Source organism: Mesorhizobium sp. M7A.T.Ca.US.000.02.2.1 (assembly GCF_003996995.1).
Lineage (GTDB): Bacteria > Pseudomonadota > Alphaproteobacteria > Rhizobiales > Rhizobiaceae > Mesorhizobium.
In genome coordinates this window covers 1-25,128 of sequence record NZ_RZTT01000006.1, presented here as the reverse complement: position 1 = coordinate 25,128, position 25,128 = coordinate 1, and the positions used below count along the sequence as shown (strand labels likewise).

Sequence of the window (25,128 nt, the reverse complement as noted above, 5' to 3'; positions counted from 1 at the left end):
TAACGAAGCGTTGTCGCTTTAGATGTGGATTGGCTTGAAGAACGTCGCCAGCGCCGCCTCCTTCACCGCTTCCGACATCGTCGGATGCGCGTGGCAGGTGCGGGCGAGATCCTCAGACGAGCCGCCGAATTCCATCAGCACCGCCGCCTCGTGGATCATCTCGCCTGCGCCGAAGCCGACAATATGCACGCCGAGCACGCGGTCGCTCGTCTTGTCGGCGAGGATCTTCACAAAACCGTCGGTGTGCAGCATGGCGCGCGCCCGGCCATTGGCGCTGAACGGGAATTTTCCGACCTTGTAGTCGATGCCGGCCTTCTTCAGCTCTTCCTCGGTCATGCCGACCGAGGCGATTTCCGGGCTGGTGTAGACGACGCTCGGAATGACGTCATAGTTCACGTGGCCGGCCTGGCCGGCAATGGTTTCGGCCACCGCCACGCCCTCGTCCTCGGCCTTGTGCGCCAGCATCGGCCCGGCGATGACATCGCCGATGGCATAGATGCCCGGGACATTGGTCTTGAGATGGCCATCGGTCTTGACCCGGCCACGCTCGTCGACCTCGACGCCGGCTTCCCCGAGCCCGAGCCTGTCGGCATAGGCGCGGCGGCCGGTGGCGATCAGCACGGCATCGGCCTCGATCGTCTCGGCGGCGCCGCCCTTGACCGGCTCGAAGGTGACGGTCGCACCCTTCTTGGCCTTGGCGACACCGGTGACCTTGGCGCCGAGCTTGAACTCGAAGCCCTGCTTTGAAAGCAAGCGCTGGAACTGCTTGGAAACCTCGCCGTCCATGCCGCCCAGGATGGTGTCGAGGAATTCGACCACGGTGACCTTGGCGCCGAGCCGTGCCCACACCGAGCCGAGCTCGAGCCCGATGACACCGCCGCCGACCACCACCAGATGGCCGGGAACCTTATCAAGCGACAAAGCGCCGGTCGACGACACGATCACCTTCTCGTCGATGTCGACCTTGACGCCGGGAATGCCGGCGACATCCGAGCCGGTGGCGATGACGATGTTCTTGGTCTCGATCTCCTCGACCTTGCCGTCCTCAGCCGTCACCGACACCTTGCCGGCCGCGACCACCTTGCCAGTGCCGCGAAAGCTGTCGATCTTGTTCTTCTTGAACAGGAAGGCGACGCCGTTGACGTTCGACGACACCGTCGCATCCTTGTGCGCCATCATCTTCTTCAGGTTCAATTTCGGCGCTGATATCTCGACGCCGAGCGTGTCGAAGGAGTGACCGGCCTCGGCGAACATCTCGGAGGCATGGAGCAGCGCCTTGGAAGGGATGCAGCCGATGTTGAGGCAGGTGCCGCCGAAGGTCGCGCTCTTCTCGACCACCGCCACCTTGAGCCCGAGCTGCGCCGCCTTGATGGCGCAGACATAGCCGCCCGGTCCCGACCCGATGATAACGACGTCATAAGCCATGATACTGTCCTTCTGTTTGAGCATGATGCCGTGTGACGCGGTTTTCGGATAACATCATGCTCGATCTGCTTGAGAGCGCTCAGCGGCCGCCACTTACATTCAGGATCGCGCCTGTCGTATAGGACGCGGCGTCGGAGAGAAGATAGAGAACCGCGCCCGCGACTTCATCCACTGTACCGGCTCTTTTCATCGGCAGCAGGTCGCGGAACCGCTCCACCCTGTCCGGCTGCCCGCCGGAAGCGTGGATATCCGTGTCGATGATGCCAGGGCGCACCGCATTGACGCGGATGCCTTCCAGCGCCACCTCGCGGGCGAGCCCGATGGTGAAGGTGTCGATGGCGCCCTTGGAGGCGGCATAATCGACATACTCGCCCGGCGAGCCCAATGTCGCTGCCGCCGACGAGATGTTGACTATGGACCCGCCCGACCCGCCATGGCGGGTCGACATGCGCTTGACCGCCTCACGGGCGCAGAGGAACGAGCCGACGACATTGACGCGCATCATGCGCTCCAGCCGCGAAACGTCCATCTCGTCGACGCGCGCCTTGACGTCGACGATGCCGGCATTGTTGACGAAGGCATCGAGCCGTCCATAGGCGCGGTCGACGGCCTCGAACATGGCCACGATATCGGCCTCGCTGCCGACATCGCCCTTGACCGCAAAAGCCTCGCCGCCGGCAGCCTCGATCTCCGCGACCAGTGCATCGGCGGCGTCCTGATTCGCAGCGTAGTTGACCGCGACCCTGTAGCCGGCCTTCGATCCAAACCGGCAGATCGCCGCGCCGATGCCGCGGCTGCCGCCGGTGACCAGCAGCACCTTTTGCGTCCCGCTCATTCCTGGCATCCCTTCAAGGCAAACACATCCCCCGGCACTTTCGAAAACCCGCTGCCGCCATAGGCACTGGATTGGCGCAACGCTGGCCCGAGATCCGGCAGGATCAGCGTCTTCGGCGCTTCGACACCTTCGGCCGGCAGCAGCCCGATGTTGCCCTTGTCATCCGCCGTGTAGATGACGCCATGCCAGGGCGTGCAGGCGGCAAGCTCCTCGCCGGTGACGTCGCCCTCGGGGCATTTGTACATCAGCGCGCCGTTCGGCCGCGACACGCCCTCGTTCCACATGACGATGCCGTTGAGCACCACACTGTTGTCGAGGATCATGCGGAAGCTGTTGGTGACGGTCGCCGAGGTTCCGGTCGGCGTGAAATCGATCTCGCTGCCGCTCTGGGTGTCGCCATAGACGGCGAGTTCGATCGGGCAGGCGGCATAAGCTGCCGCCGGGATCATCGCCGCACCGACCGCTATCGATGCGGTAGACAGGCTTTCGGACAAGAAAGAACGGATCGTCACTGCTATCCGCCTTGAACAGCTTGACCGAGGATGAAGACCGTCGAAAGAAAATAATCTACCTCGAACGCAACGTTTTCATTCCTGTCGACCGGAACCGCATTAACCTCGTATTTGAGGGTCAAGATGCGAGAACTCTCCGCCAGCTCAATATAAACGTCGCGCTCACGACCGCCGCTGATTGCCCACTTGAATTCGCTCTTGTTCAGGAACTGCAATGCCTTGGGCAAGGTATGTATGGCTATGGGCTTTGTGCCTGCAAAAATCACAGGATGCCGCCCCAAATCGACGTCCAGATGGCCGTACCAAGTCGCCATCGTTCCACCCGATTGCAATCTTCCGAAGACAGGCTCGACGCTAATCGACCTCAGATGAAAATCGGGACTGAAGAAGAACTCGCAATTTCTACCATAGATGCACCACGCTGACTCCGCGTCCTCGTGGCGATAATGATTGTCCGCCCGCACATCCTCCGGATCGATCAAGCCTCGCACCGTTTCACGGCTGCTTTTTCCGAGTTCAATCGGACCCGCCCGGCCTGTCGTAACAAGCTCGAACAGATCGATTGGCTCGACAGATTCAGCCACCGCGTCAGCCTTAGAGATCAAGCACCAGCCGTTCCGGATCCTCCAGGCTTTCCTTGACGCGGACCAGGAAGGTCACCGCTTCCTTGCCGTCGACGATGCGGTGATCGTAGCTGAGCGCCAGGTACATCATCGGCCGGATCACGATCTGGCCGCCGACCACCACGGGCCGGTCCTGGATCTTGTGCATGCCCAGAATGCCCGACTGCGGCGCATTGAGGATCGGCGTCGACATCAGCGACCCGTAAACGCCGCCGTTGGAGATGGTGAAGGTGCCGCCCTGCATGTCCGCCACCGACAGCTTGCCGTCGCGCGCGGCGATGCCCAGGCGGCCGATGTCCTTTTCGATCTCGGCGATCGACATCTGGTCGGCATTGCGCACGACCGGCACAACCAGGCCCTTTTCGGTGCCGACGGCGACGCCGATATGGGCATAGTTCTTGAAGATGATGTCGGTGGCGTCGATCTCGGCGTTGACGGAGGGGATCTCCTTCAGCGCGTGCGTCACCGCCTTGGTGAAGAAGCCCATGAAGCCGAGCTTCACGCCGTGCTTCTTTTCGAACACGTCCTTGTATTTGGTGCGCAGCGCCATCACCGCAGACATGTCGACCTCGTTGAAGGTGGTCAGCATGGCGGCGGTCGACTGCGCTTCCTTGAGGCGGCGCGCGATGGTCTGGCGCAGCTTGGTCATGCGCACGCGCTCCTCGCGCGACGCATCGTCGCCCGAGGACGGCGCACGTACGGCAACCGGTGCAGGTGCCGCCTTCGGCGTCTCTGCCGGCTGCGACGGCGCGCCTTTGGAGATGGCGTCGAGCACGTCGCCTTTCAGCACCTGGCCACGCTTTCCCGAACCGGAGATCTGGTCGACCGAGAGATTGCTTTCGGCGATCAGTTTCGCCGCGGCCGGTGCCGGTGGCATGGTGCGTGGCTCGACCGGGCCGGCATCGCCGGCGATCTTGGCGGTCTCGGCCGCGGCCTGCTTGCCGGTCGATGCGGCATCCGGCGACGAGGCCTGCGACACCGCTTGCGGCTTGGTCGCTGGTGCAGCGGCCGCGCCACCTGCCGAAATCGACCCCAGCAGCGCGCCGACACCGACTGTCTCACCTTCCTTGACGGTGATCTCACCCAGCGTGCCGGCGGCGGCGGCAGGCACCTCCACCGTCACCTTGTCGGTCTCGAGCTCGACCAGCGGTTCATCGGCGGCGATTGTATCGCCAACCTTCTTGAACCATTTGCCGACGGTCGCTTCAGTGACGGATTCGCCGAGAGTGGGAACGCGGATTTCGGTAGCCATTGTGCCTGTCCGTTTTCTTTCGGTTCTGTTGTTCGCCCAGATCTTCTCTATTCGCCGAGCGCGTCTTCGAGCAAGGCGGCGAGCTGCGCGAGATGCTTGGACATCAAGCCGGTCGCCGGCGAAGCGGCGGCCGGGCGGCCGGTGTAGCGCACCCGCTGATGCTTGGCGTCGATATGCGCCAGCACCCATTCCAGATAGGGGTCGATGAACGACCAGGCGCCCATGTTCTTGGGCTCCTCCTGGCACCACACCATCTCGGCATTGCGGAACCGCGACAGTTCGGTGATCAGCGCCTTGGCCGGGAACGGATAGAGCTGTTCGACGCGCAGCAGATAGATGTCGTTGATGCCGCGCTTCTCGCGCTCCTCATAGAGGTCGTAATAGACCTTGCCCGAACACAGCACGACGCGGCGAATCTTCGAATCCTTGGTGAGCTTGATCGCCTGGCCGGAAAGCAGCTGCGCATCGTCCCACAGCAATCGGTGGAACGAGCTTTCGCCCGAAATTTCCGGCAGAGTCGACACCGCCCGCTTGTGGCGCAGCAGCGACTTCGGCGTCATCAGGATCAGCGGCTTGCGGAAGTCGCGCTTCAGCTGCCGGCGCAATATGTGGAAGTAGTTGGCCGGCGTCGTGCAGTTGGCGACTTGCATGTTGTCTTCGGCGCAAAGCTGCAGGAAGCGTTCGAGCCGGGCCGAGGAGTGTTCCGGACCCTGGCCTTCATAGCCATGCGGCAACAGGCAGACGAGGCCCGACATTCTGAGCCACTTGCGTTCACCCGAAGAGATGAACTGGTCGAACACCACCTGGGCACCGTTGGCGAAGTCGCCGAACTGCGCTTCCCACAATGTCAGCGCCTTCGGCTCGGCAAGGCTGTAGCCATATTCGAAGCCCAGCACCGCCTCTTCAGACAGCATCGAGTTGATGACTTCGTAGCCGGCTTGAGCCGCAGACAGATTGTTGAGCGGGATGTAGCGGGTCTCGTCGCGCTGGTCGTAAAGGACCGAGTGACGCTGCGAGAAGGTGCCGCGTTCGGAATCCTGCCCCGACAGGCGGATCGGATTGCCGTCGAGCAGGATGGCGCCGAAGGCCAGCGCCTCGGCCGTCGACCAGTCGATGCCTTCGCCGGACTCCATCGCCTGGCGGCGGTTTTCGAGGAAGCGGATGATCGTCTTGTGCGCCTCGAAATCCTTCGGCACCTCGGTCAGCTTCTTGCCGATTTCCTTCAGCGTCTTGACCGGCACGGCGGTCTTGCCGCGCCGCTGTTCGTCCTGGTTGTCGGCGGTGCGCAGGCCAGACCAGGCGCCGTCGAGCCAATCGGCCTTGTTGGGCTTGTAGTGCTGGCCGACTTCCCACTCGGATTCCAGATGCGCCCGCCAGTCGGCCTTGAGCTGGTCGAGCTCGGCCTGGGTGAGGTGACCCTCGGCGATCAGCCGGTCGCCGTAGATCTGCACGGTCGTCTTGTGGGTGCGGATGTTGCGGTACATGATCGGCTGGGTGAAGGCCGGCTCGTCGCCCTCATTGTGGCCGAAGCGGCGGTAGCAGAACATGTCGACCACAACAGGCTTGTGGAACTTCATGCGGAATTCGATCGCCACCTTGGTGGCGTGCACCACGGCTTCCGGGTCATCGCCATTGACGTGGAAGATCGGTGCTTCAATCATCTTGGCGACGTCCGACGGATAGGGCGACGAGCGCGAGAAGCGCGGATTGGTGGTGAAGCCGATCTGGTTGTTGATGATGAAATGCAGCGTGCCGGCGACGCGGTGGCCGCGCAGACCGGACAGGCCGAGGATCTCGGCAATCACGCCCTGGCCGGCGAAGGCGGCATCGCCATGCAGCAAGAGCGGCAGTACCTTGGCGCGCTCTTCCAGCGGCACGATCTCCTCGCGGCTGCGGCCGAACAGGTAATCCTGCTTGGCGCGCGCCTTGCCCATCACCACCGGATCGACGATTTCCAGATGCGAGGGATTGGCGGTCAGGGACAGATGCACCTTGTTGCCGTCGAATTCGCGGTCCGACGAAGCGCCCAGATGGTACTTGACGTCGCCCGAACCCTCGACCTCGTCAGGTGCGGCCGAGCCGCCCTTGAACTCATGGAAGATGGCGCGGTGCGGCTTGGCCATCACCTGGGAAAGCACGTTGAGCCTTCCGCGATGCGCCATGCCGAGCACGATTTCCTTCATGCCGAGCTGGCCGCCGCGCTTGACGATCTGCTCCAGCGCCGGGATCAGCGCTTCGCTGCCATCGAGGCCGAAGCGCTTGGTGCCCTTGTACTTGACGTCGATGAACTGCTCAAAACCTTCGGCCTCGACCAGCTTCTGCAGGATCGCCTTCTTGCCGGTGGCGGTGAAGGTGATCTCCTTGTCGGCACCTTCGATGCGGGCCTGGATCCAGGCCTTTTCCTCGGGGTCGGAAATATGCATGAACTCGACGCCGAGCGTCGAGCAATAGGTGCGCGTCAGGATTTCCAGCATCTGCCGGATGGTGCCGAATTCGAGCCCGAGCACATTGTCGAGGAAGATCGGCCGGTCATAGTCGGCAGCGGTGAAGCCGTAATTTTCCGGCGACAGCTCGTTGTAGTCCTCGAGCGGCTTGGCGATGCCGAGCGGGTCGAGATTGGCATGCAGATGGCCGCGCATGCGGTAGGCGCGGATCATCATGATGGCGCGCACTGAATCGCGCGTCGCCTGGTGCACATCGGCGTCGGAAAGGACGACACCGTTGGTGACCGCCTTGTCCTTGACCTTCTTTTCGACGGTCTTCTCGACAATGCCCCAATTGCCGTCCAGCGCCGACACCAGTTCGCCATTGGCCTGCAGCGGCCAGGAGGGCTTGGCCCATGAGGCACCCTTGGCGTTCTTGCGCACATCGCCGGCATCGTCCTTCAGCCCGGCAAAGAACTCCTGCCATTCGGCATTGACCGAGGCTGGATCGTCTTCATAGGCGGCATAGAGCGCATCGATGTAATCGGCGTTGCCGCCGTAAAGGAAAGAGGTGAGCGAAAATTGGTCGTTGGCCTGATCTTGTCTTGCCATTTTTGTCCGCGGAGCCCGGCTCCGTCTCCTGTTTTTGGAGGGAGTAGGGGAATAAGGGAATAGGGGAGTAGCGCTTTTTGCCGCTGCTATTTTCCCTACTGCCCTACTCCCTTACTCCCCTATTCCCTTAACCTTTGATCGCCTCGACCAAGGTCGTGCCCAGCCTTGCCGGCGAGGGCGATACCTTGATGCCGGCGGATTCCATCGCCGCGATCTTGTCTTCGGCGCCGCCCTTGCCGCCGGAGATGACCGCGCCGGCGTGGCCCATGGTGCGGCCGGCCGGCGCCGTGCGCCCGGCGATGAAGCCGGCCATCGGTTTCTTGCGGCCACGCTTGGCTTCGTCCTTGAGGAACTGCGCGGCGTCTTCCTCGGCCGAACCGCCGATCTCGCCGATCATGATGATCGACTTGGTCTCCTCGTCGGCGAGGAACATCTCGAGCATGTCGATGAATTCGGTGCCTTTGACGGGGTCGCCGCCGATGCCGACGGCGGTGGTCTGGCCGAGGCCGACATTGGTGGTCTGGAACACTGCCTCATAGGTAAGCGTTCCGGACCGCGAAACAACGCCGACCGAGCCCTTGCGAAAGATGTTTCCGGGCATGATGCCGATCTTGCATTCGTTGGGCGTGAGCACGCCCGGGCAGTTCGGCCCGATCAGCCGCGAGGTCGAGCGGTCGAGCCTGGCCTTGACCCTGATCATGTCCATCACCGGTATGCCTTCGGTGATGCAGATGATCAGCGGGATCTCGGCCTCGATCGCTTCGAGGATGGCTTCGGCGGCACCCGCCGGCGGCACATAGACGACCGAAGCGTTGGCACCGGTCTTTTCCTTGCCCTCGGCGACCGTGGCGAAGATCGGCAGGTTTTCACCCTTTGAGCCGGTCCACGTCTCGCCACCCTTCTTGGGGTGGATGCCGCCGACCATTTTCGTGCCGTGATAAGCCAGCGCCTGTTCGGTGTGGAACGTGCCGGTCTTGCCGGTCAGGCCCTGCACCAGCACCTTGGTGTTCTTGTCGACGAGAATGGACATGGGAGCCCTTTTCTAAAAACTGTTGATCGAGGAAAACATGGTCAGAGCCGCTTCAGGTCAGCGACCGTGAGGTCGCTCTTGGCATTGCCGGTGTTGAGCGTCGTGGCCGGTTCGAACATCAGCACGACAGGCTCCGTGGTGAGTGAACGCGGCCGGTGCTCGACACCGCGCGGCACGACGATGAAGTCGCCCTCGCCGAGCTCGACCGGACCGTCGCGAAAATCGATGGCGATGCGCCCGCGCAGCACGAGGAAGGCTTCATCCTCATTGTCATGCGCGTGCCAGTCGAACATCTCGCCGAACTTGGCGACCTTAGCCTGGCTGTCGTTGACGTCGCCGGCGATATGCGGATCGAAAACCTTGGTGATGGTCCGATCCGCCGCCTCGACGAGGTTTATCTTGCGCGGAGGCATCCGCTCAGCCCTTCACCGCCGCCACGATCTTCTTGGCAGCATCATCGAGATCATCGGCCGACACCACGTTGAGACCGCTGTCGTTGATGATCTTCTTGCCAAGCTCGGCATTGGTGCCTTCCAGACGCACCACCAGCGGCACTTCCAGTCCGACTTCCTTGACCGCGGCAATGACGCCCTCGGCAATGATGTCGCACTTCATGATGCCGCCGAAGATGTTGATCAGGATGCCCTTGACCGCCGGGTCCCGGGTGATGATCTTGAACGCCGCCGTGACTTTTTCCTTGGATGCGCCGCCACCGACATCAAGGAAGTTGGCGGGCTCGGCGCCATAGAGCTTGATGATATCCATCGTCGCCATGGCGAGGCCGGCGCCGTTGACCATGCAGCCGATATTGCCGTCGAGCGCGACATAGGCGAGGTCGTATTTCGACGCCTCGATTTCCTTCTCGTCCTCTTCGGTGGTGTCGCGCAGTTCGAGCACGTCGGGGTGACGGAACAGCGCATTGTTGTCGAACGACACCTTCGCGTCGAGCACACGCAGCCGGCCGTTCTTCATGACGATCAGCGGGTTGACTTCGAGCAGGCTCATGTCCTTCTCGACAAAGGCCTTGTAGAGGATCGGGAACAGCGTATCGCCGTCCTTGGCCGCATCGCCGTCGAGCTTGAGCGCACCGTTGAGCGCCTTCAGATCGGCTGATGTGACGCCCTTTTCCGGGTCGATGGCCACGGTGATGATCTTTTCGGGCGTGTCATGGGCGACCGCTTCGATGTCCATGCCGCCTTCGGTCGAGACGACGAAGGCGATGCGGCCGACCGAACGGTCGACCAGGATCGACAGATAGAGCTCGCGTTCGATGTCGGCGCCGTCCTCGATGTAGAGGCGGTTGACCTGCTTGCCGGCCGGGCCGGTCTGCTTGGTCACCAGCGTGTTGCCCAGCATCTCGTTGGCGTTGGCAACGACATCGGCCACCGACTTGGCCAACCGCACACCGCCCTTGGCGTCCGGGCTGAGTTCGGTGAATTTGCCCTTGCCGCGGCCGCCGGCATGGATCTGGCTCTTCACCACATAGAGCGGGCCCGGCAGCGCCTTGGCGGCGGCTTCCGCTTCATCAGCCTTGAACACCGGCACGCCTTCGGCCACCGGTGCGCCGAACGACTTCAGCAGCGCCTTGCCCTGATACTCATGGATGTTCATCTGGATGGTCTCCGGGTTGCTTGCTGGATGTTCACTTACTGGAGATTCATTTGGAGGCGAGTTGCGGCGCGATCTTGACGCAGGCCTCGGTCAGACCCTGCACCGTCGCCACAGAGGAGTCGAACATCTTCTGCTCGCTCTTGTTGAGCTCGATCTCGATGATGCGTTCGACGCCACCGGCGCCGATCACCACGGGAACGCCGACATAGGTGTTCTTGACGCCATACTGGCCGGAGAGATACGCCGCGCAGGGCAGCACGCGCTTCTTGTCCTTGAGATAGGCTTCAGCCATCGAGATCGCCGAAGCGGCCGGCGCGTAATAGGCCGAACCGGTCTTGAGCAGGCCGACGATCTCGGCGCCGCCGTCGCGGGTGCGCTGCACGATCTGGTCGAGCTTTTCCTTCGAGGTCCAGCCCATCTTGATGAGATCGGGCAGCGGAATGCCCGATACCGTCGAATAGCGGATCATCGGCACCATGGAATCGCCGTGGCCGCCGAGCACGAACGCGGTGACGTCCTCGACCGAGACCTTGAATTCCTCCGCCAGGAAGTAGCGGAAGCGCGCGCTGTCGAGCACGCCGGCCATGCCGACGACATGGCTGTTGGGCAGTCCTGAGAACTTCTGCAGCGCCCAGACCATGGCGTCGAGCGGGTTTGTGATGCAGATGACGAAGGCCTTCGGCGCATACTTCTTCAGCCCGGCGCCGACCTGTTCCATGACCTTGAGGTTGATGCCCAAAAGGTCGTCGCGGCTCATGCCCGGCTTGCGCGGCACGCCGGCGGTGACGATACAGACGTCGGCCCCTTCGATGCCGGCATAGTCGTTGATGCCGGTGAGCCTGGAGTCGAAGCCATCGACCGGCGACGACTGCGCGATATCGAGCCCCTTGCCCTGCGGGATACCTTCGGCAATATCGAACAGCACCACGTCGCCGAGGTCCTTGAGGCCGATCATGTGAGCGAGCGTGCCGCCGATCATGCCAGAGCCGATAAGCGCTATCTTGTTGCGTGCCATGTGAGGATGTTTTCCCTTTGTCGGTGACGACGTCTCAAATCTCTGGTGACTTGATGGCGGCGTCGAAGAAGAGGCCGGAATGCTGCGGGGAACCGCGAATTTTCGCCGCACCCAATAGCCCCAGCATAGAAAAAATTCAAACGATTATTTTGGTGTCAGCATTTTCAATCGGTTAGATCATTTGGGATTTACGTAAACGTCAAAGTTTGTAAGCCGACTTGGGAAGAAGTAGCCGATGAAGATGGAGATCGTAAGGCCGGATGCGGGCGATGACGCCCTTGTGATGCGGGTAGCCGAGGAGGTTCGAGTTGTAGACGTCGGCGGGACAGCGCCCCCCTCTGTGCTGCCGAGGGAGGGGACACTAAGGATCGCTACCGACGGATTCTCTGGAAATTCAGGCCTGCGCCTGCTTTGCATCTGGCGCCGGCTTCACCTTCTGCCGCTGCGCCCAATCCTCCAGCCAGCCGCGGCTTTGCATCTCGATCAGCCGCGATGCGCTGCGCTCGAACTCGATGACTTCGACGCCGCGCTTGGCTGCATAAAGCGCTTGCGGCGGCGCTTCGGCGCTCATCACCAGCCGCACATGATGGTCGTAGAGCGTGTCGATCAGAAGGATGAAGCGCTTGGCCTCGTTGCGCTTGCCTTCGCCGAGCACCGGGACGTGGTCGATGAAAATGGTTGAGAAGCGCCCGGCGATCGCCAGGAAATCGCGCGCGCCAAGCGGCTTCTCGCAGAGATCGGCGAAGGAGAACCGCGCCGCATCGCCCGCCGCACGCGGCACGATCACCTGCCGTCCTTTGAGGGCAATCGATGTCTCGGCGGTCGGCGCGCCCCGCGTCATGGCTTGCCAGGCCTCGTCGAGTAGCTGGTCCGCCGCCGCATCGGCCGGCGTGACATAGACCGGTGTCCGGGCGAGCTTTTCCAGCCGGTAGTCTTTGTCGGCATCGAGCGCCAGCACCTGTGTGTGCCGCTCCAGCATGCCGATGAAGGGCAGGAAAAGCTGGCGGTTCAGCCCGTCGCTGTAGAGGTTTTCCGGCGCCACATTCGAGGTGGCGACCAGCACCACGCCGCTGGCAAACAGCGCCGAAAACAACCTGGACAGGATCATCGCGTCGGCAATGTCGGTGACCGAGAACTCGTCGAAGCACAGCACCCAGGCTTGCTCGGCAAGGGCCTTGGCCACCGGCGGGATCGGATCGTCTTCCCTGACGTCGCCATTCTTGCGCGCCTGCCGGTGCTTCTGGATACGGTCCTGCACGTCGGCCATGAAGTCGTTGAAGTGGACGCGGCGCTTGCGCCGCACCGGCAGCAAGTCGAAGAACATGTCCATCAGCATGGTCTTGCCGCGACCGACGCCGCCATGGATGTAGAGGCCTTTGACGGCCTCATGCGTCTCGCGCTTGCGGGCGAACAGCCAGCCCAGCGCGCTCGACTTATGCGCCAGCCGCTTGGCCGAAATCTCATCGGTCAGCCGGTCGAGTGCCGCAACGATCCGTTCCTGCGCCGGATCGCGGTCGATCGTACCGGTTTCCACCAGATGGTCGTAGCGCTGTCTGACGGTCGCATGGGTCTGGAGGCCGTCACGCAGATGCATCGGTCACGTCGTTCTGGAGCGATTCCGGGAACCGGAATTGCGTAAAACAAAAACTATCTCGTAAGCGAAATCGGCTGGCCGTTGGAAGTCTGGCCGTCGAATTTCGATCCGCCCGAGGAATAGAGCCGCGCCAGCGCACCGCCGCTCTCGTCATAGAGCGTCAGCTGTTTGCCGGCGACGTTCCACGACTTGACGCCGTCCATCGGTGCCGGGCAGTGCAGCGGCCCGGCGCGGAAGCCGGCGCCGAATTTGGTCTGCGGTGTCGCCACCTTGCAGCTCTGGCCCGCAACGCTGGCGTTCCAGACACCGGCGACGCTGGCGGCGGTCACGTCCGAAGCGCCGGCCGGCGCCGAACCGTCCGCAGGCAGCGCGGCGACCTGCGTGTTCGCCGGAGCGGTCGGGAATTGCGACGGGTCGGTGGTGCCGGGCGATGCCGGCGGCGGCAGTTGGTTCGCCGTCACCTTGCCGGCGGGCGCGGCCTCCAGCGGTGCCGGCTGCTGGTCATCCATCGAGGAAAAACGTGAGGTCGAACAGCCACTCGCAACGAGGGCCGCCAGCGATACGGCCACCAGACCGGTTTTCGAAAAAGTCATTCCAACCTCCGTCGGATCCGGCTGGGGGGAAGCCGTCCGCACAATCTCACCCCCACCAAGATGGAGAAGGTGGCGAAATTTCAACCCGATATGGTTAAAATACAGTTTGCAGCAAGAATTGTTGCAAAATTTATCGCAATCGCGACGGCTGACCGTTTGTCGCGCATCGCTCGGGAATTCCGGTCAACACTTCGTCGGTGGACGCTTGCGCGAACCGCCTTAGCGCCTATGTCTGGAAAACGAAACCCTGCTGGAGCCGCAAATTGGCCGCGAGAAAGACTGCCGCCAATCGCTATTACAGCGGCCCGCCCAGCGACCATTTCGACGGCGCATTGTTCTTCAATCCCGACGGCCAGCCACCCGGCCGTTTCGCCGACCTGCTGAAATGGCAGTTGAATGGCCAGCGCTCGAAATGGCCGGCGAGCGATGCAAGCCCCTTTCCGCAGGCGAAACCGACGGCTCGGGTCGAGGGCGCCGCGCTGGAAGTGACCATGGTTGGTCATTCCACCTTGCTGGTCCAGACGGCCGGTCTGAACATTCTTACCGATCCGGTGTGGTCGCTGCGCGCGTCGCCGCTTTCCTTCGCCGGACCAAAACGCATCAATGCGCCAGGCATCGCCTTTGCCGACCTGCCGCCGATCGACCTCGTGCTGGTCAGCCACAACCACTATGACCATCTCGACCTCGCCACGTTGAAGCGGCTGAAGGCCGGCCACGACCCGCTGGTGCTCACTCCGCTCGGCAACGACGCCATCATCGAAGCCGCCGTGCCCGGCATGCGACTGTCGGCGCATGACTGGGGCGACAGGGTCGAGATCGGCGATGGCGCCGCCGTCCATGTCGAGCCGGTGCATCACTGGTCGGCGCGTGGCGCCCGCGACCGGCGCATGGCGCTTTGGGCCGGCTTCGTCGTCGAAACACCTGACAGCAAGCTCTATTTCGCCGGCGATACCGGCTTTCACAATGGCATCAACTACCGGCGGATGGCCGACAAACATGGCGGTTTCCGCTTCGCCATCCTGCCGATCGGCGCCTATGAACCGCGCTGGTTCATGGCGCCGCAGCACCAGAACCCCTGGGAAGCGGTGCAAGGCATGACGCTGTGCAATGCCGCCCATGCCGCCGGCTGTCATTGGGGAACTTTCCAGCTCACTGACGAGCCGATCGACGAGCCGGCGCGCAAATTGACCGAGGCGCTTGACGATCAGGCATGCCGAGCAGGCTCGCCGCCGCGGCGACGATCAGGAGGATGATGATCCATTTGAGCATGGCGATGGCATCCCGCTCGAGCGCTTTCGCGCCTTGCGGCCGGGCGAGGTCTGGAATGTACCGGAGCACATAGCGACGCTGGCAGGTGCTGCCGCCACCGGCGCGCGCATCCTTATCGGCATCGTTCTGATCATCTTCCTGCTGGTGGTGCTGGGCATTTTCGCCGTCACGTGAGTCCGGCGCTTTCGCCGTGACCAAGCGGCTGCGCACTGGTAATTCCTGCCCGTTTCCGCCATATAGCGCCAAACGGACACGGAATTTCCGGAGCAATGGCCAGCACTGCCCCTTTCGCCAAGATGAACGGCATCGGCAACGAGATCATCGTTGCCGATATGCGCGGCCGTGCCGATCGAGTGACGGGGGCGGCGGCGATTGCGCTGAACGCCGATGCCGCGACCAGCTTCGACCAGATCATGGCGATCCACGACGCAAGGACGCCGGGCACCGCCTTTTTCATCGACATATTGAATTCCGACGGAACTGGCGCGCAGGCCTGCGGCAATGGCATGCGCTGCGTCGTCCAGGCGCTCGCCGCCGAGACCGGCCAGAAGATCTTCACCTTCGAAACCGTGGCGGGCATCCTCAATGCGCGCGAACATGCCGACGGCTCGATCTCGGTCGATATGGGCACGCCACGCTTCGGCTGGCAGGATATCCCGCTGGCCGAGGAATTCCGCGACACCCGCATGATCGAGCTGCAGATCGGCCCGATCGACGCGCCGGTGCTGCATTCCCCCTCGGTCGTCTCGATGGGCAATCCGCACGCCATCTTCTGGGTCGACAATGACGTCTGGTCCTATGAGCTCGACCGCTTCGGCCCGCTGCTCGAGAACCATCCGATGTTCCCCGAGCGCGCCAACATCACCATCGCTCAGGTTACTTCGCCCGAAACCATGATCATCCGCACCTGGGAGCGCGGCGCCGGACTGACCAAGGCCTGCGGCTCGGCCGCCTGCGCGGCCGTGGTGGCCGCGGCCCGCACCAACCGGACCGGCCGCAGCGTCGGTCTGTTGACGCCAGGCGGCGGTACGCTGCATGTCGAATGGCGCGACGATGACCATGTGGTGCTGACCGGCGCCGCCGAATGGGAATTTTCCGGCAGCTTCGACCCGTCGAACGGGACATGGGCCCGCGACACCGAAAGCGCGGCCTGATGTCCGCTCTGCCCAAGAGCCCGGTGTCCAAGGGCATCGATGTCGTCACCTTCGGCTGCCGGCTCAACACCTATGAATCGCAGGTGATGCGGCGCGAGGCCGAAAGTGCCGGTCTGGGCGCGCTGGAAGGCGGCGCTTTGATCTTCAACACCTGCGCCGTGACAGGCGAAGCAGTGCGCCAGGCCAAGCAGGCGATCCGCAAGGCCCGCCGCGACAACCCACGGGCACGCATCATCGTCACCGGCTGCGCCGCGCAGACCGAGCCTGAAAAATTCGCCGCCATGGACGAGGTCGATCTCGTGCTTGGCAATGAAGAGAAGCTGAACGCCAATTCCTATCGCGCGCTGCCGGATTTCGGCGTCAACGACACCGAGAAGGCGCGCGTCAACGATATCTTTTCGGTGCGTGAGACCGCAGGCCACATGGTCGACGCCATCGAGGGCCGGGCGCGCGCCTTCGTCCAGGTGCAGAACGGCTGCGACCACCGCTGCACCTTCTGCATCATTCCCTACGGCCGCGGCAATTCGCGCTCGGTGCCGATGGGCGCCGTGGTCGAGCAGGTCAAGCGGCTCGCCGGCAACGGCTATGCCGAGATCGTGCTGACCGGCGTCGACATGACATCATTCGGCGCCGATCTGCCGGGGGCGCCGAAGCTCGGCAAACTGGTGAAAACAATCCTGAAACAGGTGCCCGACGTGAAGCGGCTGCGGCTGTCGTCGATCGATTCGATCGAAGCTGACGACGATTTGCTCGATGCCATCGCCACCGAGCCCAGGCTGATGCCGCATCTGCATCTGTCGCTGCAATCGGGCGACGACATGATCCTGAAGCGGATGAAGCGAAGGCACCTACGCGATCAGTCGATCCGCTTCTGCGAGGATGTGCGCAAGCTGCGCCCCGGTATCGTCTTTGGCGCCGACATCATCGCCGGCTTCCCGACCGAGACCGACGAAATGTTCGAGAACTCGGAAAAAATTGTCGAGGAGTGTGGCCTGACCCATCTCCACGTCTTCCCCTTCAGCCCACGCGAAGGCACGCCCGCCGCGCGCATGCCGCAGCTCCGCCGCGAGGTCGTCAAGCAGCGCGCCGCCCGGCTGCGTGCCGCCGGTGAAGCTGCCTATTTCAGGCATCTGTCGTCGCTCACCGGAACGCGCCAGTCGATCCTGATCGAGCGCGACGGCCTTGGCCGCACCGAGGGTTTTACGCTTGCCGCACTCGGCACGGGCGCACCGGGTGAGATCGTCGAGGCTGAGATATCAGGCCACGATGGTAGCAGGCTGATCGCGGCGCCCCTTGCCGCCCGCGCCGCCTGAGAACGCAAAGCATGGCTGGTTTTTTCAAGAAGATATTTTCGTTCGGCAAGAAAGAGGTTGTCGAGGAGCGGATCGACGAGACCGCCCCGCTGCCGCCGATCAAATGGGAAGCACTCGATGCGCTGAAGCCGGCGGCCGAACAGGTCGTTCCGGAGTTCTTGAAGCGCGAAGAGCCGCGGCCGGAGGCAGAAACGACGCCGACGGTCGAGCCGGAGGTAATTCCTGCGCCGGAACCGGCGCCTGTCGAGGAACCGGCGCCCGAGCCGGAGCCTCTGCCGGAGCCCGAGCCGGAAGAAGAACCGGCGCCCGAGACGCCAGCCGAGCCGCCGGCGCCCGAGGAGATACCAACACCTCCCGCCGTTCCGGAGCCTGCTCCCGAACCGCAGCCGCAAGAAGTCCCTGCTCCGGCGCCGGCCGAGCCGGAGATCGTCCCGTCGCGGCCGGAAAAGCAGCCGGAGCCGGCCCCGGTCGAAGTGCCGACGCCTGTCGAGGTTCCGGCAGAAACACCAGCGCCGATCGAGGTGCCGACACCGGCGCCGTCCCCTCTTCAGCCGTCTTCAGAGGCCGGCACCGCCCCTCATCCGCCTGCCGGCACCTTCTCCCCGTATAGAGACGGGGAGAAGGGGGCTAGCGGTGAAGCTGCGTCTCCTCTCGCAAACATCGAAGACGAAGCCTCAACGCTGACGCCCCCCTCTCCCCGTCCTTCACGGGGTGAGGGGCAGCACGAACTTGCGAAAGATTCGGCGCCACCCGTGGAAGCCATGCCGGCTGCTCTCGTGGCCGAAGCGCCCGCCGCCGAAATCGCACCTCCCATTCGCGAGCCTGCGCCGATCGAATCGCAGCCGGTCATTGCGGAAATCGCGCCCGAGCCGCAGTCTCTTCCACAACCCGCGCCGGAGCCGAAAGCCGCGCCCGGCAAGGTGACCGTCACCAAAAAGGTCCAGCAGAAGGCCGAGCCGCGGAAGGCGCCCGAACCGGCACCGAGGCGCTCCTGGTTCCAGCGCATGAAGGACGGGCTTGCCCGCTCCTCCAAGGAGCTCACCGGCAACATTGCCGGCGTCTTCACCAAGCGCAAGCTGGACGAAGAGACTTTGCAGGACCTTGAGGATGTGCTGATCCGTGCCGATCTCGGCATGGAGACGGCCTTGCGCGTTACCGACGCGCTGGCCGCCAGCCGCTACGGCAAGGACGTCTCCGACACCGAGGTCCGCGCCATCATGGCGGCCGAGGTGGAAAAGGTGTTGACCCACGTCGCCATGCCGCTGGAGCTCGACCTCTCCCACAAACCGCATGTCATCCTGGTGGTCGGCGTCAATGGCACCGGCAAGACCACCACGATCGGCAAGCTCGCCGCCAAGCTCACCGATGGCGGCCTGTCGGTGATGCTCGCCGCCGGCGACACGTTCCGCGCCGCTGCGATCGAGCAGCTGAAGATCTGGGGCGAGCGGACGAAATCGCCGGTCATCGCCTCCAAGATCGGCGCCGATGCCGCGGGGCTCGCCTATGACGCCTTCGAGAAGGCCAAGGAGGCCGGTTCCGACGTGCTGATCATCGACACCGCCGGCCGCCTGCAGAACAAGACCGAACTGATGGCCGAGCTCGAAAAGATCGTTCGCGTGCTGGGCAAGCTCGATCCGGAAGCACCGCACACCGTGCTGCAGACGGTCGACGCCACCACCGGCCAGAACGCGCTCAACCAGGTCGAGATCTTCCGCAATATCGCCGGCGTCAACGGCCTGGTGATGACCAAGCTGGACGGCACGGCACGCGGCGGTATTCTGGTGGCGATCGCGGCAAAGCACAAATTGCCGGTCTATTTCATTGGCGTCGGCGAACAGGTCGACGACCTCGAACCTTTCTCGGCAAGCGAATTCGCCAGGGCGATCGCTGGAGTAGCTTAACAAGCATGTCCCAAAAAGTCGCAGACTTATTGGATCAGATCATGCGCAAGAAAGAGATTCCATGAACCCACCCATTCTCGAACGCGATCCGTCGGACCCGCAGAAGCAGAAGAAGGAAGGCGTCAATCCGCTGCTCAAGCTGGTGCTGGAGCTTGGGCCGTTGATGGTGTTCTTCTTCGCCAATGCGCGCAGCGGATGGCTGGTGCAGAAATTCCCTGTTCTGGCCGAGTTCGGCGGGCCGATCTTCGTCGCCACCGGGCTGTTCATGGCCGCCACGGCAATCGCGCTGATTGCCTCGTGGCTGCTCACCCGCACCTTGCCAATCATGCCGATGGTGTCGGGCGTCGTCGTCTTCATCTTCGGCGCGCTGACGCTCTATCTGCAGGACGACATCTTCATCAAGATGAAGCCGACCATCGTCAACACGCTGTTCGGCGGCGTGCTGCTCGGCGGCCTCTACTTCGGCAAGTCGCTGCTTGGCTATGTCTTCGATTCAGCCTTCAGCCTCGACGCAGATGGCTGGCGGAAACTGACCTTCCGCTGGGGCCTGTTCTTCCTGTTCCTGGCCATCGTCAATGAGGTGGTGTGGCGCAATTTTTCCACCGACGCCTGGGTTACTTTCAAGGTCTGGGGCATCATGCCGATCACGCTTCTGTTCACCTTCAGCCAGATGCCGCTGATCCTGCGTCATTCACTCGAGGACAAGGCCGGCAAAGAGGAGAAGGCCGGGAAATAGAGCAACTCCAGGAAAAGTGTCCGGAGCTGCGTCAAAACAAAGGGAAACAGCGGTTCTGCGTTCGTGAGACAATGAACCGTTCTGGGGAGAGGGACATGGAATTCATCACCACGCACGACCAGTTGAGGACGATCTACAAGACGCCACGGCCGACCGACGGTTCTATCCGCAAGGAGCTGAAAAAACTTGACGGCCATTGCCGCTCCTTCATCGGCAAGAGCCCGTTCGTGCTGATAGGCTCGTCCGACGGTGCCGGCAACGCCGACGTGACGCCAAAGGGCGATAAGCCGGGCTTTGCCACCGTTCTCGACGACACCACCATCGCCATTCCCGACCGGCCCGGCAACAACCGGCTCGACACGCTGGAGAACATCCTCCTCAATCCCTCGGTCGGGCTGCTCTTCCTCATTCCCGGCATGAACGAGACGCTGCGCGTCAACGGCGATGCCCGCATCACCGTCGACGCAAATTTGCGCGAACGGCTCGCCGTCGACGGCAGGGAGCCGCAAAGCGTCGTCGTGGTCAGCGTCAAGGCCGCCTATATGCACTGCGCAAAAGCCTTCATGCGCTCGGATTTGTGGAAGCCGGAAACCTGGTACGACCGCGCGACGCTGCCGACGCTCGGCCAGATCATGCGCGATCAGCTGGCGGTTGCCGATTCCGCCGAGGCGACCGATCGCTGGCTCGACGAGGAATACAGGAAGACGATGTGGTAGGTTTCCGAACGCGATTCGCGTCTGGACCGATTCCATACCTTGCTGAACATCCTTGCCATTTCCGGCAGCCTGCGCGCGGCCTCCACAAATTCGGCGCTGATCGCCGCACTGGCGCGCGAAGCGCCGTCCGGCTGCCGCGTCACCATCCGTGACGGGCTCGGCCGTCTACCGATCTTCAATCCCGACGATGAAGGCGAGCGGACACCGCTCGAAGCCTCCAAGCTGATCGATGCCGTCAGCCGAGCCGACGGCCTGATCGTTTCCTGTCCGGAATATGCCCATGGCGTGCCGGGCGGGCTGAAGAACGCGCTCGACTGGCTGGTCTCGCGCGATGCCGCTGTCGCCAAGCCCGCCATGCTGGCACACGCCTCGCCGCGCTCGCTGTTCGCCCGCGCCGCACTGGCCGAGATCATGCGCACCATGTCGTTCGCACTTTGCGACGCCGTGCTGGAGATTGCCCTGCTCGGCAAGAAGCCACCGGAGGTGGCGGGCATCCTCGACGAGCCGGGGAACCGGCAGGCGATGCATGATGCGCTGAATGCCTTCGCGGAGTTTATCCGCTCGCGTTGAGCGGCGGCCACCCCAGACCTTCGAGCTAGCCCTTTCGCAGCGTCTCCACATCAGTCTTCCCAACGTACCAATCGCGCGCGTTGACCTCTTCAAAAACCACCCAGACATCGTCGTTGCTCAGCCCGGTGGCGTCCATGATGGCCGCCGTCACCTTTTTAGCGATGTCCGCCTTCTTGCCTGCCGGATCGGCTGATATCACTTCCTTGACGATGCGGATGTTGACGAATGGCATTTTGTCCTCCCGGGATGTTCGTGCTCGCGACCCGCTTCGATGAAACCGTCGAACGGCCGCCAGTGCTCCAGTCTCAGCCAGTGCTCCAGTCTCAGTATGTCTTGGCGCCGTTGACCATCAGCCGCACCATGTAGAGCGACGTGGTGCCGGCGATATAGAGGCAATTCAGCTTGTTGCCGCCGAACACGCAGTTGGCGGTGACTTCCGGCACCTTGACCTTGCCGATCAGCGTGCCGTCCGGATCGTAGCAATGGATGCCGTCGGCGGCACTCGTCCAGATGCGGCCGTCCTCGTCGAGCCTGAAGCCGTCGAACAGGCCGGCCGTGCAGTCGGCAAAGATTTTCTCGCCCGAAACCTTCTTGCCGCCCTTGCCGACATTGAACACCCGCATATGTGCCGGATTCTGTGCGCCATGCGTGCGGCCGGTATCGACGACATAAAGCTTGCTCTCGTCGAGCGAGAAAGCCAGGCCGTTGGGCCGGACCATGTCGGTGATGACGGCTTCGACCTCGCCGGTGCCGGGATCGACCCGGTAGACATGGCAGGCGCCGATTTCGCTCTCGGCCCTGTCGCCCTCATAATCCGTATCGATGCCGTAGCTCGGATCGGTGAACCAGATCGAGCCGTCGGATTTCACCACCGCGTCGTTGGGCGAATTCAGCCGCTTGCCCTTCCATTTGGACGCGATCGTGGTGACCGAGCCGTCGAACTCGGTGCGGCTGACACGGCGGCCCGAATGCTCGCAGGTGATCAGCCGGCCCTGCCGGTCGACGCTGTTGCCGTTCGAATTGCCGGACGGCTGGCGGAAGACGCTGACATTGCCGTCGGTCTCGTCATAGCGCAGCATGCGGTTGTTGGGGATGTCGGACCAGATGACATAGCGGCCGGCGGCGAACCAGGCCGGCCCCTCCGCCCACTGGCATCCGGTGAACAGCTTCTCGACCTGCGCGTTGCCGTTGAACAGGCGCGCGAAGCGCGGATCGAGAATTTCATAATAGTCTGCGGCCGCCATGCTTTCCTCCCGGCATCAATGACACCCGGATCAAGCCAGCCGGAGGGACAGAAGGCAATGTGGGTACGCACAGTGTCATGCAAAAGATCGCTTGCCGGCTCTGCGCATGACGTTAGCGCCGTATTAACCGGCTATGCGTCCAGCGCAATGGTGCATTGCAACATCTTCTTTTTGCAATGCACCATTACTATGTCATGCTTCGTATCGATCAAGGGAGGAAGAAACCGCCGCCGAAACGCGGCGCCAAAAAAGGAACCTTGCTATGATCCTCGACAGTCTCATGACCCGCGCTCGCAACAGCATTGCCAAGCGCAAGCACTACAACCGCCTTGTCGCCGAAATCGACAGCTTTTCCAGCCGCGATCTGGCCGACATGCGCGCCGATCGCTCGGAAATGCTCTACCAGATCCACAAGCAGATCTACGGCTGATCTCGAGTCCGATAAGACGCACCGCCAAGGTGCGTTGAGATTCAGGTCAGGCCGAGACGAAAACGGTGGTTTCCGAGAACCGGAGCGGAGCGTACTTAAGTACGTGAGCACCGGAAGCGCAGGAAGCCGCCGTTTGCAGGCCGGCATCACCTGAATATCAACGTGCCGCCAGCGCCTTGTCGATCTGTGGCAGCAAGAGATCCCTCGCCGTCTCGGGCGTCAGCGGGCCGACATGCTTGTAGGCGATCTTGCCGTCCTTGCCGATGACGAAGGTCTCCGGCACGCCGTAGACGCCCCAGTCGATCGCCGCGCGGCCCGCTTCGTCGACCCCTATCGCCTGGAACGGATTGCCGAGATCGCCGAGGAACCGGCGTGCATTTTCCGGCCGGTCCTTGTAGTTCAGCGCCGCCATGGTGAAACGCTTATCCTGCGACAGCGCCAGAAGCACCGGGTGCTCTTCGCGGCATGGCGCGCACCACGACGCGAAGACGTTGACCAATGTGACCTTGCCGGCGAAGGTTTTCGAATCGAGCCCCGGCAGGTTGGACCCCTCCAGCGCCGGCAGGCTGGTTTGCGGCGCCGGCAGGCCGATCAGGGCCGATGGCACTTCCGAAGCATCGCGCCCCGACAGCAGCTGCGACAGGAACAGTCCGGCCAGGCCGAGGAAGATCAGCAGCGGCAACAGCACGAACAGGCGACGAGTGCGTGGGGGCGGCGTTTCCGTTTCGGTGCTCATGGCTTTGCCGCCTTGTCGGAGCGCCGCCGCACGCCGGATGCCTCCAGTTCGGCGAGTTCGCGCTTGCGCGCCCGCTGGTCGAGCAGGATCCAGCCGATCAATCCGGCCAGCACCACGGCCGTAATGCCATAGGCGGCGGTCACGTAGAGTGCATGCGCGCTCATGCGACGGGCCTCGCTGAAGTGGGGGCTTCCAAGCCGATCATGTCGCCCAGTCTAGACATGCCTTTCCCTTAGCCTCGCTCCGTCGGCTTCGCAATCGGTCGCCGCGCCGCAGTCATACGCCGCGTCAATCCGTTCCATGCCGCAACGCCAGCGCCGCCGAGACCGGGCCCAGCACGCCAAGAAACAGGGTCAGCGCGGCAAGAATGAGGAAGGGCTGCAGAAACGGATCGGGATTGGCGGTCGCCCCATAGCTCGCCGAAACACCGAAGATCAGCACCGGAATGGTCAGCGGCAGCACCAGTACCGAGATCAGCAGCCCGCCACGCGGCAGCGCCACTGCCACCGCAGCACCGGCGGCGCCGATGAAGGTGATCGCCGGCGTCCCGACCAGCAGCGTCAGCGCCGTGGCGCCGATGCCTAGCGGCTCCATGTTCATGAACAGGCCGAGCAAAGGAGCCGCGATGACCAGCGGCAGCACGCTCCCCGCCCAATGCGCCAGGCATTTCACCAGCACCGTCACGGCCAGCATATGGCGATCATTGCCGAGCACCAGGAGATCGAGCGAGCCGTCCTCGCGATCGGCCTGGAACAACCGGTCGAGCCCGAGCAGGCAGGACAGCAGCGCGCCGATCCACAGGATGGCCGGTCCGATGCGGGCCAGCAGCTTCAGGTCTGGCCCTACTCCGAACGGGATGGTGGCGATGACGGTGAGGAAGAAGATGACCCCGGTCAGCGCCCCGCCGCCGGCACGGATGTTGAGGCGGATGTCGCGGGCGAAGAGCGCTAGCATGGTATGAGATGCTCGCGCGCCATCATCAACCCGTTTCCCCCATCCTCAACTCCATCCCCTCGATCCCCAGCGGCAGATGCGTCGCCGCGACAATCATCCCGCCATCCGTGCAATGCTTGGCCATCAACCCCGCGAACCGCGCCTCCGACGCCTTGTCCAGCCCTGCTGTCGGCTCATCCAGCAACCACAATGGCCGGTGGCTGACCAGAAGCTTGGCGATCGCCGCCCGGCGCCGTTGCCCGGTCGATAGATAGCCGAACGGCAGGTGGCCGATGCCGCCGAGCCCGACCGTTTCCAGCGCCTCTTCGACGCCGAGCTGTCCGTCGCCGTTGAAGTCGCGCCAGAAGCGCAAATTCTCCGCCACGCTGAGCGCCGGCTTCATTGCGTTCTGGTGGCCAAGGTAGTGACAGGCCGAGGCAACAGACGGAAACGCTTCGTCCCCGTCTTCAATCTTCATGGTACCCTCGATCCTCACGTTGCCTTGCGCCACCGGCAGCAGCCCGGCGATGACACGCAGCAAGGTCGACTTGCCCGATCCGTTCGGCCCGGTGACGATGAGCGCCTGACGCTCCTCCAGAAC

General features: G+C 63.2%; 26 protein-coding genes and 1 pseudogene. 9 read left to right on the top strand and 18 right to left on the bottom strand.

Annotated elements, in window-relative coordinates; translation table 11 throughout:
• Window positions 1-18: 18 nt before the first annotated feature.
• From lpdA to EOD15_RS01365, 12 genes are all read right to left on the bottom strand, one after another.
• Window positions 19-1,449 carry a dihydrolipoyl dehydrogenase gene (lpdA, locus tag EOD15_RS01420; protein ID WP_127322866.1) on the bottom strand — a complete coding sequence of 477 codons (1,431 nt, stop codon included), beginning with the start codon at window positions 1,447-1,449 and terminating at the stop codon, window positions 19-21.
• Between the two features lie 55 nt (window positions 1,450-1,504).
• Entirely contained in the window at window positions 1,505-2,260 is a 756-nt protein-coding gene (locus EOD15_RS01415; RefSeq protein WP_127408246.1) for an SDR family oxidoreductase, read from the bottom strand.
• Entirely contained in the window at window positions 2,257-2,709 is a 453-nt protein-coding gene (locus EOD15_RS01410) for a hypothetical protein (protein WP_245463543.1), read from the bottom strand. The genes EOD15_RS01415 and EOD15_RS01410 overlap by 4 nt, the downstream gene beginning before the upstream one ends.
• A gap of 65 nt (window positions 2,710-2,774) precedes the next feature.
• Window positions 2,775-3,356, bottom strand: a complete 582-nt coding sequence (locus tag EOD15_RS01405; protein WP_127408245.1) for a hypothetical protein — start codon at window positions 3,354-3,356, stop codon at window positions 2,775-2,777.
• Between the two features lie 10 nt (window positions 3,357-3,366).
• Window positions 3,367-4,647 carry a 2-oxoglutarate dehydrogenase complex dihydrolipoyllysine-residue succinyltransferase gene (gene odhB / locus EOD15_RS01400; RefSeq protein WP_127382343.1) on the bottom strand — a complete coding sequence of 427 codons (1,281 nt, stop codon included), beginning with the start codon at window positions 4,645-4,647 and terminating at the stop codon, window positions 3,367-3,369.
• Between the two features lie 47 nt (window positions 4,648-4,694).
• Window positions 4,695-7,682: a 2-oxoglutarate dehydrogenase E1 component gene (locus EOD15_RS01395; RefSeq protein WP_127408244.1), complete on the bottom strand. Its 2,988-nt coding sequence runs from the start codon at window positions 7,680-7,682 to the stop codon at window positions 4,695-4,697.
• Window positions 7,683-7,809: 127 nt separating this feature from the next.
• Window positions 7,810-8,712, bottom strand: a complete 903-nt coding sequence (gene sucD / locus EOD15_RS01390) for a succinate--CoA ligase subunit alpha (protein WP_127320571.1) — start codon at window positions 8,710-8,712, stop codon at window positions 7,810-7,812.
• 41 nt (window positions 8,713-8,753) lie between these two features.
• Complete coding sequence (locus EOD15_RS01385; RefSeq protein WP_127320572.1) at window positions 8,754-9,125, bottom strand: cupin domain-containing protein; 372 nt, start codon at window positions 9,123-9,125, stop codon at window positions 8,754-8,756.
• 4 nt (window positions 9,126-9,129) lie between these two features.
• A complete protein-coding gene (gene sucC, locus EOD15_RS01380) occupies window positions 9,130-10,323 on the bottom strand; it encodes an ADP-forming succinate--CoA ligase subunit beta (RefSeq protein WP_127320574.1) in 1,194 nt (397 codons plus the stop codon).
• A gap of 46 nt (window positions 10,324-10,369) precedes the next feature.
• Entirely contained in the window at window positions 10,370-11,338 is a 969-nt protein-coding gene (mdh, locus tag EOD15_RS01375) for a malate dehydrogenase (protein ID WP_013528846.1), read from the bottom strand.
• Window positions 11,339-11,732: 394 nt separating this feature from the next.
• A complete protein-coding gene (gene zapE / locus EOD15_RS01370; RefSeq protein WP_127408243.1) occupies window positions 11,733-12,932 on the bottom strand; it encodes a cell division protein ZapE in 1,200 nt (399 codons plus the stop codon).
• 53 nt (window positions 12,933-12,985) lie between these two features.
• Window positions 12,986-13,525: a protease inhibitor Inh/omp19 family protein gene (locus EOD15_RS01365; protein ID WP_127320577.1), complete on the bottom strand. Its 540-nt coding sequence runs from the start codon at window positions 13,523-13,525 to the stop codon at window positions 12,986-12,988.
• Window positions 13,526-13,788: 263 nt separating this feature from the next.
• Here EOD15_RS01365 and EOD15_RS01360 point away from each other — a divergent pair, with 263 nt between their 5' ends.
• From EOD15_RS01360 to EOD15_RS01325, 8 genes and pseudogenes are all read left to right on the top strand, one after another.
• On the top strand, window positions 13,789-14,778 hold the full coding sequence (locus EOD15_RS01360; RefSeq protein ID WP_127320579.1) for an MBL fold metallo-hydrolase: 990 nt from the start codon (window positions 13,789-13,791) through the stop codon (window positions 14,776-14,778).
• A 94-nt stretch (window positions 14,779-14,872) separates the two neighbouring features.
• Window positions 14,873-14,968: pseudogene (locus tag EOD15_RS01355) on the top strand (DUF1328 domain-containing protein); the annotation flags it as partial.
• A 95-nt stretch (window positions 14,969-15,063) separates the two neighbouring features.
• Complete coding sequence (dapF, locus tag EOD15_RS01350; RefSeq protein WP_127320581.1) at window positions 15,064-15,948, top strand: diaminopimelate epimerase; 885 nt, start codon at window positions 15,064-15,066, stop codon at window positions 15,946-15,948.
• Complete coding sequence (mtaB, locus tag EOD15_RS01345; protein ID WP_127268400.1) at window positions 15,948-17,261, top strand: tRNA (N(6)-L-threonylcarbamoyladenosine(37)-C(2))-methylthiotransferase MtaB; 1,314 nt, start codon at window positions 15,948-15,950, stop codon at window positions 17,259-17,261. Before dapF ends, mtaB begins: the two co-directional genes overlap by 1 nt.
• A gap of 11 nt (window positions 17,262-17,272) precedes the next feature.
• Window positions 17,273-19,162: a signal recognition particle-docking protein FtsY gene (gene ftsY, locus EOD15_RS01340; protein ID WP_127382335.1), complete on the top strand. Its 1,890-nt coding sequence runs from the start codon at window positions 17,273-17,275 to the stop codon at window positions 19,160-19,162.
• Between the two features lie 61 nt (window positions 19,163-19,223).
• A complete protein-coding gene (locus EOD15_RS01335; RefSeq protein ID WP_127268190.1) occupies window positions 19,224-19,898 on the top strand; it encodes a septation protein A in 675 nt (224 codons plus the stop codon).
• A gap of 95 nt (window positions 19,899-19,993) precedes the next feature.
• Window positions 19,994-20,614 carry a pyridoxamine 5'-phosphate oxidase family protein gene (locus EOD15_RS01330; RefSeq protein WP_127320935.1) on the top strand — a complete coding sequence of 207 codons (621 nt, stop codon included), beginning with the start codon at window positions 19,994-19,996 and terminating at the stop codon, window positions 20,612-20,614.
• Window positions 20,615-20,653: 39 nt separating this feature from the next.
• A complete protein-coding gene (locus EOD15_RS01325) occupies window positions 20,654-21,184 on the top strand; it encodes an NADPH-dependent FMN reductase (protein ID WP_127320936.1) in 531 nt (176 codons plus the stop codon).
• Between the two features lie 25 nt (window positions 21,185-21,209).
• Here EOD15_RS01325 and EOD15_RS01320 read toward each other — a convergent pair whose 3' ends face one another.
• Entirely contained in the window at window positions 21,210-21,416 is a 207-nt protein-coding gene (locus tag EOD15_RS01320) for a 4-oxalocrotonate tautomerase family protein (protein ID WP_023811297.1), read from the bottom strand.
• Between the two features lie 91 nt (window positions 21,417-21,507).
• Window positions 21,508-22,428 (bottom strand): SMP-30/gluconolactonase/LRE family protein, encoded by a 921-nt coding sequence (locus EOD15_RS01315; RefSeq protein WP_127320937.1) that lies wholly within the window; start codon window positions 22,426-22,428, stop codon window positions 21,508-21,510.
• Between the two features lie 262 nt (window positions 22,429-22,690).
• Between EOD15_RS01315 and EOD15_RS01310 the strand changes: the two genes are divergently transcribed.
• Entirely contained in the window at window positions 22,691-22,858 is a 168-nt protein-coding gene (locus tag EOD15_RS01310) for a hypothetical protein (protein ID WP_013528833.1), read from the top strand.
• 157 nt (window positions 22,859-23,015) lie between these two features.
• On the opposite strand, the gene EOD15_RS01305 is transcribed toward EOD15_RS01310, so the two are convergent.
• The 4 genes from EOD15_RS01305 to ccmA form a co-directional block, all read right to left on the bottom strand.
• Window positions 23,016-23,594, bottom strand: coding sequence for a DsbE family thiol:disulfide interchange protein (locus EOD15_RS01305; RefSeq protein WP_127320938.1), 579 nt, complete (start codon window positions 23,592-23,594; stop codon window positions 23,016-23,018).
• On the bottom strand, window positions 23,591-23,758 hold the full coding sequence (gene ccmD, locus EOD15_RS01300) for a heme exporter protein CcmD (protein WP_127268184.1): 168 nt from the start codon (window positions 23,756-23,758) through the stop codon (window positions 23,591-23,593). The genes EOD15_RS01305 and ccmD overlap by 4 nt, the downstream gene beginning before the upstream one ends.
• Before the next feature lie 124 nt (window positions 23,759-23,882).
• The gene (gene ccmB, locus EOD15_RS01295) at window positions 23,883-24,548 is read right to left on the bottom strand and encodes a heme exporter protein CcmB (protein WP_127320939.1); all 666 of its coding nucleotides are present in this window, start codon (window positions 24,546-24,548) and stop codon (window positions 23,883-23,885) included.
• Window positions 24,549-24,573: 25 nt separating this feature from the next.
• On the bottom strand, window positions 24,574-25,128 hold a 555-nt coding region (gene ccmA / locus EOD15_RS01290), incomplete at its 5' end, for a heme ABC exporter ATP-binding protein CcmA (RefSeq protein WP_127408242.1).